Here is a 9,922-nt window from a genome sequence, read left to right as displayed (position 1 = left end):
CCTGGAACTGCGCCACGCCGCTTCCCTCGGCTTAAAAACACGCCGCTTCCCAGCGGTGTGATGCCATCATCTTCTAATTCATTGCCGGGCTCAAGACGGCGCTGGCTTTACGCTTACCCCGCGAGGCCGGCATTTTACGCGACTGTCACTGCTGCGAACAATGTTGCAACATAGTTTCTGTGATAGAAAATGCAACGACCGATTTCTCCGAGGTATGATGGGGGTAGGCCAGATGATGCATAGATCGAAAAAGCGTTTCGACGTCTTCGAATGCGCCCACTCTAGCCCAATCTGCCCACCAGAGCGCACATCAGGGCGCAAAAGAACGAGTTCTCAATTCTGCGTCGAGTGAACTACCTATCGGTAGCGAAATTGGTGTGCTTACATTGCAGTAGCGCTCGCTATACCATTTGAGTAATCGGGACTGATTTAGAATTTCTATGTCATCAGATAGATGGTCAAGTACCTGCCTAGAAACTACTACCACGACCTTCGCTCTGGCTCGTGAAATCATGACATTAAATCGATTCAAGCTCAGCAAAAATTCCTCCTCCGTGGCGATAGCATCAGTGTCGCCCAACGCGAACGAAACTAGAATGATATTTCGTTGCTGCCCCTGAAATCTCTCGACAGTATCGACGGCATCTCTAATTAATAGTGGGCTGGAGGTTGGGAAAATTTTCGTCAACTCAGCAATAATCATCGCTTGTTGCGCGCGATGTGGAGTGACAATGCCAATACCTTCTTTCCAAAACACGTCTTCGTCGAATGCAGTAGCGGCGTCGGGATCAGTACTATGGTTGCCTTTCTCATTTATTAGTGCATTTGAGATATTTAATCGCGCACGCTCTGCAATTTTGGCGATGATTTGTACTTCGGTTGGATTAGCCTGTGCATGTTCGCCATCGTCATAAATAATTGTGCAACACGGTTCGTTTGGTACAAGGATCGCATCCCATACATCGTCAAAATTTTGACGCGACCGAATTTTCAAGTGAGGTGAGTGCGCACTCAAGCGTGGATATCCTGCTTTAGCGACAGCCTCGACGATCACGCTATTCGACCGATAGCTCGTAACCAGGCTGCACTCGGGCACTTCCTGGCGGTGCTTGAAGTAGGAATAGAGTGAGCCAAGTAGGTTTTCATATGCTTCGGGGGCTACAGATTGTCGAATCGGCGGGAGCTGTAGTGGGTCACCTGCGATGATTGCGCTGCCATTTTCAGCTAGGCAGTGCAGTGCTAACGCACCGTTTCCGAAATCAAGTTGTCCTGCTTCATCGAGCATGACGACATCGAATAATTCAGTTTGCAGCTTATCGTCAGCGAACTCTGATAGCGTGTAGATCTGCTGTGGAGGTCCGAAAACCAAAGTAGGCTGTGTCGAATTTCTCAGGTACTCGACTATTTCCAACGCATCTTGAGTGGGTTGATACGTTCGAGCATGTTTCAGTGTGACGTCACGGACGTGCGCGATTGCGGCCGGTTCCACACTTGACGAGTGCAACCGAATCACGTTTAAACCGTGAAGTGGTTGACCGGAAAGAAAAAACTTTGAAACCTTGCGTAATACCTCGTCTATTGCCGCGTAGGTCTGCGCGCAAACGAGCATTCGTATTTTTCTGGCGCCAGATGCAGTCCCCGAGAAAAGGGCGACAATTGCTGCTGCAAGCGTATGTGTTTTACCAGTACCAGGTGGCCCCCAGATTAAAGTCATTCGCTTAGAGTACGCATGCTGAACGGCAAGCAATTGCTCTGCATTGAGCTCCAACCTACTGATAATTACTTCAGGGAAGGAGCTGGGTGGGCGGTCAGGCAACGTCTCTTTCTCCAGTTCTTTTGCCTTCCACAATACTTCCGCTACCGCGTTGTCTGTATACCTTGTCGCAACGAAAGCGCCCCTGTTTCCGCCTAACGGAGGGGGGGAGCTCATTGTTGCACTTAAGGCGGCGGGAGAGATGCCGATTGCTTTTAAAGTCTTCTCCAGCTTGTCCAAAAAGTAGTCTTTATGAAGAGGGTCAATCATCAATGGCGAACTAAACGAAATGACGCCTTTGGTTTGTAGCCAGCTGATGAGAGGCCACCATGCCTGATCAAAATCTACAGCTATTGCGCGATTAGCGCGATCAATCGCCCGAACGGTAACGCGAAGGACTGTGTATAGCGGGATATTTTTCCAGCTGTTACGCGCCCACTTCGGTATCAATTGCTCAGGAGGTTCAGCGCAGAGCTTTTTTGTGAGATAGCCGAGCTTTTGATCTAGGAACCATAAGACATCAGGATCGCTTATCGCGAACAGGAAGTCCCCGGCCTTTGCCTTCACCTCGGAAGAATTCTTTGAAAGCGAGAAGACATATCTCCACTTCTCCGTGGTCAAGTTGAACTGAGTAAGGACTGTCTGGGCGTCGGCATACAGGCCATCGAGGAGAGCACTCGCAAAGGTGGCTTCGCGTTCGACGGCTCGTAAGGAGCGGATCCTCAGGCTCTCTTGAGCGGATAAGGCGTCATTGTACTGCGCGAAGGCGTAGACCAACTGAGAGTCAGCCGCCATATTTTCACGCGCGGTCGGCGCTTTTATACTGCTTATCTTTGGAGGGTTTGCCACCAATGAGTCTCTTAGATCCAATGTGAAACGGGTGACAATGTGTTCCAACGCCCGAAGCTTGACGCGAAGTACGTGGTCCCATTTTGCGCTAATACTCGCAATATGTTTTGCTCGCGTTGCTGGATGCCAGAATTCATGAATGCGCTCAATCGGTACTTGGCTTGTGAGAGGATCTTCGTAAAACTCGTCGATGGCAAACATTGAGTTCGCGTCCGTCACAAAGGAAAGGTGGTAATGCCGTGCCACTGAAAGCAGTGTATACACATGAGGTATCGGCGCGGCCAGCGATGAACGAACCACGTCATTTACAATAGCGACCACTGATCCTTTGTGCAAAAGGTCTGCGTTGGCGATGAGCTGATTTGGTGGAAACAGCCACGCCAATTTCTTCAAGTCCTTGCTGAATAATAAGGTATCGAGATGACGGCCGATCAATCGGGTTAGGTGGTCAAAGGTCACTGAATCCCAAACGTAGATCTGTAGGCCCACGTCACCCAAAGTCTTTTTTATTCCAGTTATAGCGTCAGCGATAGCAGTCAAAAACTGAATGAAGACATCTCGCTCAGTATTGATCGAACGGTCATTCACCATGAACCGTTCAACCTTGCGTTGCTGTTTGTTTTCGAAGTTTGCATCGACTTCCCACCAAGTCGCGGTCAATGCGAACGCGACTGAAATAGCGCTTGATGGGTCGAACTCGGCAACTAGGAAAATTCGAGCCTTCGGCCAAGCAGGAAGTACTGCGGAAGTTGCCGAAGCGTTTGCGATTCCGCTCATCCCGCAAGCAAGCGAACTAGCCCTGCCCTTTACTATCCCACGATGAGCACGTAGTTGTGGATGACTCTCGAAGGCAGGGTGTCCATCGGCGGACTTGCCTAAATGGCTCACTTGAGCGATGTCGTTTGCTCTCAGCTTCCGATAGGCCCCCCTGGGCACGAACGCTACCCTACTTAAATGATCGACACTTTTGGCTTTTGGGATACAAAGTCCAGGATCTGGTTCCTTCGCGGCCCCCCAATGCATACCGAGGTAATCGCAATTGCGACATCTCGCTGTCACATCCCACGGTAAGGCATCCCACGAAGTGGATGAGTCCAGTATATGAGGTAGCGTCTGTTCCAGAATATTTCTTAGGCGCGGAGTGAAGACGTCAGCTGGAGCAATTTCGATTTCAGCCTCCAGTCCATCCAGCAGCTCTTGTATCGACGCCACTCTACCGGCTCGCCTAGCTTGGTCCTCAGCTTTGAGTAAGGGCGATGCTTCATAAGAGCCTGGCCAAACTGAAGGGTCCGCGCGGACAAAGTATTTTGCCGATAAACCTGTTTCAATCAACCAGCCAGCGAGGCCGATCGAATAAAGTACAGTCTCCGCGAAGTAAGCCGCCGAGGGCTCAGAAGTAAGTTTGATGTCCAGTACTCGAAGCCCGATTCGCGAGTCTCCTGGGGGACGCGGAATAATTTCGCCAGTAACGCAGATTTCATCAACATCCGTTTCATGCGAACCGACGTAAATCAAGTCTGGGCGTAAGCGTGCAAAGCGTAATTTATGCTTACCTCTCTCAAGGGCATCTAACCCGAACTGAGCTTTGAAGGCCGGAGCGAAAGCAAACTGCGATTCAACGAGGAAGGAGTGGGTTGGGGCTGAGGTAAGCACACCCAACAAGTCTTGATGGTCGATGTTCCATGGTTGCTTTGCAGTGGGTGCTGGCTTCCAGATAATTTTACTCTTGCCAAAAGCGCGTTGAAGATCTTGCACCTTCTCGAACTGCCACTCGTCGCCCGCCCTTGCTACTTGATCAAAACCTGGGCGCGTTGGCTGCCTGGCAGGCATCCCGAGCGCGATTCTTTTTGCAGAGTCTTTCGTATCATGGTTAAACAGGTCAAGTGCAAATCGTCTTTCGCAATCTGACTTGATATACAACGATAACGTTCGTTTACTCAACTTCGGCATAAATGTCTGGACCTGATGAAAATTGTTCTCTACAATAAGAACGATGGGGAAAATCCCTCTAAAACTTTACCACGCCGCAGTTGCATAATGTGAATAATATGACCAAAAAAAATCAAAAACCTCTTCAACGTGTGACTGGCGACAATTGGATTAATCGCGTTATTCAAGGCGACTGTGCGAGGTCATTGAAGCGGTTGCCTGCGGAGTCTATAGATCTCATCGTGACTTCACCGCCATATGCTGATCAGAGGAAGCAGTCATATTCTAGTGTTCACCCTGACTCATATGTGGATTGGTTCCTACCCATCGGTGCTGAGCTCAAACGAGTGCTTAAACCGGGGGGGTCGTTTGTCCTCAATATCAAGGAGCGCGTCGTTAGCGGCGAACGCCACACTTACGTGTTGGAGCTGATCATTGCCCTACGAAAGCAAGGGTGGCTGTGGACCGATGAATATATTTGGTCTAAGGAAAACTGCTTTCCCGGCAAATGGCCGAACAGATTTCGTGATGCCTGGGAGCGTTGTTTGCACTTTACCAAGCAGAAAAATTTTGAGATGTACCAGGATTCGGTGATGGTACCGATGGGGGCATGGAAAGAAGAGCGGTTCCGTACCATTAAATCTCCAGACCTAACCAGAAATCCCTCTGGGGCAGGAAATACACTCACGCGTCAGGTAGCGAACTGGAAGGACCGGGACTTAGCATACCCAACCAATGTACTATCACTTCCAACTGAATGCACAAACACTGGTCACTCCGCAGCCTACCCCGTCGGCCTACCATCGTGGTTCATAAAGCTGTTCACTGCGCCTGGCGACACGGTGCTTGATCCGTTCATGGGATCCGGAACAACGGGGGTCGCAGCAAAGCGGCTTGATCGACAGTTCGTTGGAGTCGAGCTCGAGCCCGAGTTCGCACAACTTGCTGCTGCAAGAATTGCCAATGACAAAGGTAGTGATGTGCACGAGCGCCGCCGTCGGAAGAACCTTGCGGCTAAAAATGGGCCAGTTTTGGCTTCCCCTCCCAACGCGGGGAAAGCGGCCTAAAGTCTAACGCGAATCCAAGATATCATTAAGTCTCTCGGAAATAAGGCGCGCTAAGGAGCGACTTTTTTCCATTGAAATTACGGGCACACCCGCTGTATTTTTTCTACCGCCACCTCCAAATTCTTTACAGAGAAGACCTAGGTCCACAGCATCACATCGATTCCACGGATTTTCTCCCACACTAACGATGAAATTTGACTCTGTGCGGTAAATTCCAATCCCATAGTGAATATGAGGGAAACGTTCGTAGACGATATACCGGTGATAGGGCACATCGAAAGAAGATTGGTCAAGTATTCCAACGCCATTATGGAACCGGGATTCCCTCCAAAATATTTCACGCATTTTTACCTCGCGCTCTACCAACCTAGAATTTATTTCTCGAATGGCCTTAATTGCGAGAACATCCTTTATGGATTTTCTTGATATAGCTTTAATTATTTCGCCCAATATAGAATCATCATTTATTTCTGCAATCAGACGCGACAACATCAAATGAGGATTGGAAATATCGTTTGCCTCTGCTGGAGTAGAGTACTGTGCGCTGTCTATAATATTTGACCATTTAATATAGTCGACCCAATTTTCGCCAAGCGAAAACCATGGAAGTTTTTCGATAATATAAGGGCACGACGGAGCACTTTGGTCGAGTACGCGATACTGATCGGGTTGGAAATTGCTTTTTTGCGATTCATCTAGAAATGAAGTGGCATGATGATCGACCCAAAGCTTTGCCGTTGGATGAAAAAGAAAATCGACGATCCCGGGAGATTCTCCTAGATTCTTCGAAAGCCAATTTAAGCTAGGGCTGTATTGCACTGCATGTAGTTGCGGTGGCACAGAAAGATTTTCAAAAACCATAGCAGCCGCAACTACGCCGTCGTAGTCTTTATGAAAATAGAGATTTTTAATCGAGAGGTCCAGCATGTAATTAACCAGCTTTCAAGATTTCAGTCAAAGCTTCTTCATTAAGTATAGTCGCGCTTTCTAATAAACCATCCAGATCACCTTTAAAAAAACGTTGAACCACGCTACCAGATTTTTCAAATAATAATCCAGGAGTATGTTCAGTGGCTTTTCCCGGTATTAATCTATATGGCACAAACAACACATCTTCATCAATGCGGTAGGCACTATATTTAAAATAGTGTGAAGTAACTGCAATTGTCAAATTTTCAGGAGATTTTAGTCGTTTCTGAATTCCCAGCATGAGTGAGAGCGTCGCGATCACTTTGGCGGTGCGATCACCAGCTTTGCTAGCGAAATCAATCTCGTACTGCGCCATTGTATGCTTGTCTCTAGGATCGGCCAGCACTACGCTAACCTTCCCTCCATTGTCCAGAAAATCCTTTATGTGGTCATGATTCGGTTGCTCAAACAACGCTCGCACTGAAATTCCAAAGATATCAAGTTTCTTTTTATTAAAAAGCAATTTATTCCATGCAATATGATCTCCCCACCAGTGGACACCATCAAGGTGCACTTTATCCGGCGTATCGAGATTAAGGCCGGAGGGTGTAAATTTTTTCCCTAGCAGGCGATCGTCAAAATGAAACCTGTCAAGAACACCGAAGTGGTCTACACGAAAGTTGTTTACTTTTGCCAACCAACGCCGTGGCCATGTTCTGACGATGAGATCGCCTTGTTGGTCGACTACTAGCGAGCCAAAATTGTATCCATGACTATCTTTCCCCGAGGTGGCGTCCCTAGGATCCTGATGTGCCGCAGCCGCGATTACTCTAACATGATTGTTAGGCAGGCCCGCACTCGATACCGATTTAACATCGGGATTATGTACGTGACCATACAAATGAACAGTTTGATCTTGCATTAGCCTGTGCTGCGCCGATTGTTCATTCTTTATCCATAGCTCATTAAGCGGATGATGTGTCAAAACTAGACGTACTTTGGCGTGTGTACTTGAGAGAAAATGTAACTGTTCCCCTGTAAGAACTAAGTTTCCTTTATCGTTGTCGTCACCACTTGTAAGCGCCGTGTTGACACCCATGATTGCAATATTTCCAAAGTCTGGAATTGATATTTTTTCTTCCCAATATTCAAAATTTCTTTTATGCAAAGTGTCAGAAAATTTTTGATAATTACTAAATCTTTCATATAATTTCTTACGGTTTTCCCCACTTTTTATATAAGAATCTATTTTCGTTCCCGGCGCTCGAATCTCATCAATAATTTCCTTATTTATGGTTCTTTGAACATCGTGATTTCCAGGCGTCATGAAAATCATGGATCTGGGTAGTCCTAATGTATTGGCGATTCCGTCAATAAAATTTTCGGCTTGCTTGTATTCGTCAAGTTCTAGTGAATCTCCCGAAAATCCTATGTCCCCGGTAATAAAGACAGCGTCTGGCTTAGGCAGTTCCGGCCAATTTTCCAAAGCCATTTCTACGTCACTGTGCAGGGCAGTCAACACTGACTTTTGGTCCCACTTATAGGTGTCATCTCCATGACCAAAGTGAAGATCTGAGATGTGTAGCCACGAAAAAATGTTGCGCTGCGCGATTGACATGAGTGCCTCTGACAAATTGGGGGGGGGGATCGCTTACCAGTATCGGGAACGCTAGAATGTGAGGTAAGAGCCCAATCATCTTTCTCATAGTAAATTTTGTCAAGTGGTCAATGGGTTAATCCATCAGGTGTTATTCATTTAATTCCAATTTTTACATCGATCATCGCAATCACTCCACCTGTTTGTGGTGGTCAAGTAATTTCGGACACAACGATAGGTTCGCGTGCTGCCATTTTCCGTTCATAGACGGTGGGCGGCAGATTGCCCAATGCTGAATTGATGCGCTTGCAGTTGTAGAAGCCGACGATGTAATCGGTAATGTCGGCCTTTGCTTCGGCATGGTTGGCATATTGACGTTGCCACACGCGCTCCATTTTCAAGTTGAGGAAGAAGCGCTCGGCCACGGCATTATCCCAGCAGTTTCCCTTACGGCTCATGCTGCAAACGAAGCCATGCCGGGCCAGCATATCCTGGTAGAGCGCGCTGGCATATTGGCTGCCGCGATCCGAATGGACGATCAATCCTGGGGCTGGCTGCCGCTGTCCGATCGCCATGCTCAAGGCATCGCAGACCAGCTGGGCCGGCATGCTCGGCGCCATGGCCCAACCGACCACTTTGCGCGCGTACAGGTCCAGCACAGTGGCAAGGTAAAGCCATCCAGCACCGGTCCGAATGTAGGTGATGTCACTAACGTAAGCGAGATTCGGCGCGGCTGGATCAAACTGCCGATTCAGCACATTGGCAGCGACCGGCAAACCGTGTTTGCTGTCCGTCGTATGCACGAATTTCCGCTTCCAGACTGGCTTCAAAGTCGCCTGGCGCATCAGGCGGCGCACCTTATAGCGTCCGATGCGCAAACCTGCGTTAGCTAGGGCAGTGACCAGCCGGCGGCTTCCATAGCACTGATGGCTTGCCATGAACGCCGCCTTCAAGTGAATGCTCGCCTTGCATACCACCGGCGTGGCAGAGCGACGCTGTGCCTCGTAAAAGCTGGATCGGCTCACGGCCAAGACCTCGCAGCTTTGTTGCACCGGAATGGCCTCCTTTTGCAGCTGTCGGATGACCGTATAGATCATTTCATTTCGCGGGCAAAGAAGGCCGATGCCTTTTTTAAGATGGTGACATCCTGCCGGAGTTGCAGATTTTCCAGCTCCAATTGCCGGATTCTCTGCTGCTCAGCCGTGAGCGGTTTGCCGATGCCGGGCTGGCCGTTCTGCTCGGCGCTGTACTGTGTCAGCCAGCGCCGGATCGCGGTTGGGCCGATGCTCATGGTTTCGCTGACGTTTTGGACACTTTGACCTTGTTCCCGCACCATGCGCACCACTTCCAGCTTCAGGCTGGTATCGAATACTCTGCGTTTTTTTGTTGTCATGTAAAACTCCTCAGGTGGTGCATTTTCCACCTATCGAGGTGTCCGGGCAAATTAGACCACTACAGTTAGGCATTAAAGTAGCTGCCATTGGTAGGCGGCATATTTTCTTTTCGTGTTATTTGATCGCTTTTCCATGAAATGGCCAACGGTAACTATCTTGCTCGGCCATACAGGAACCGTTAAGCACGAAGTACGAATAAACAGGTGTGAAGTTAGCTAACCGAAGGTTAGCTAACTGTTTAGTTTCGTGCGATCATATTCCTCGTCGCAGCATGGCCCTGTTCCGAGCCAAAGCTGTGCTTGACGAGTTGATCGGCGGTTTGCCACCGAGATCGTCCCACCGGTTACAGCACATCGCATAAACTTCAGTCCATGAGCTCACGCATTCATCCCCAAGCCCGCACCACCCCGAAGATCCGGCAGGA

General features: G+C 48.8%; 5 protein-coding genes. 1 reads left to right on the top strand and 4 read right to left on the bottom strand.

All coding sequences use genetic code 11. The features are described from left to right. Positions 1-310: 310 nt before the first annotated feature. Entirely contained in the window at positions 311-4,552 is a 4,242-nt protein-coding gene (locus tag ACQ4V8_RS21650) for a bifunctional RecB family nuclease/DEAD/DEAH box helicase (RefSeq protein ID WP_436572181.1), read from the bottom strand. Between the two features lie 98 nt (positions 4,553-4,650). Between ACQ4V8_RS21650 and ACQ4V8_RS21645 the strand changes: the two genes are divergently transcribed. Then, positions 4,651-5,598, top strand: coding sequence for a DNA-methyltransferase (locus ACQ4V8_RS21645; protein WP_436572180.1), 948 nt, complete (start codon positions 4,651-4,653; stop codon positions 5,596-5,598). Between the two features lie 3 nt (positions 5,599-5,601). Here the strand turns inward: ACQ4V8_RS21645 and ACQ4V8_RS21640 are convergent, their stop codons facing one another. The 3 genes from ACQ4V8_RS21640 to ACQ4V8_RS21630 form a co-directional block, all read right to left on the bottom strand. After that, positions 5,602-6,525 (bottom strand): hypothetical protein, encoded by a 924-nt coding sequence (locus tag ACQ4V8_RS21640; RefSeq protein ID WP_436572179.1) that lies wholly within the window; start codon positions 6,523-6,525, stop codon positions 5,602-5,604. A gap of 4 nt (positions 6,526-6,529) precedes the next feature. Further along, on the bottom strand, positions 6,530-8,125 hold the full coding sequence (locus tag ACQ4V8_RS21635) for a metallophosphoesterase family protein (protein ID WP_436572178.1): 1,596 nt from the start codon (positions 8,123-8,125) through the stop codon (positions 6,530-6,532). A 191-nt stretch (positions 8,126-8,316) separates the two neighbouring features. Then, positions 8,317-9,497 (bottom strand): IS3 family transposase gene (locus ACQ4V8_RS21630; protein ID WP_436572177.1). Its coding sequence is split into 2 segments (ribosomal slippage): positions 8,317-9,227 and positions 9,227-9,497, totalling 1,182 coding nucleotides; the frame shifts between segments, so codons are not numbered across the junction. Positions 9,498-9,922 lie beyond the last annotated feature (425 nt).

This window comes from Janthinobacterium paucivorans (assembly GCF_051380805.1).
Taxonomy (GTDB): domain Bacteria; phylum Pseudomonadota; class Gammaproteobacteria; order Burkholderiales; family Burkholderiaceae_D; genus Janthinobacterium; species Janthinobacterium lividum_D.
This window is presented reverse-complemented; position numbering and strand designations above follow the sequence as displayed.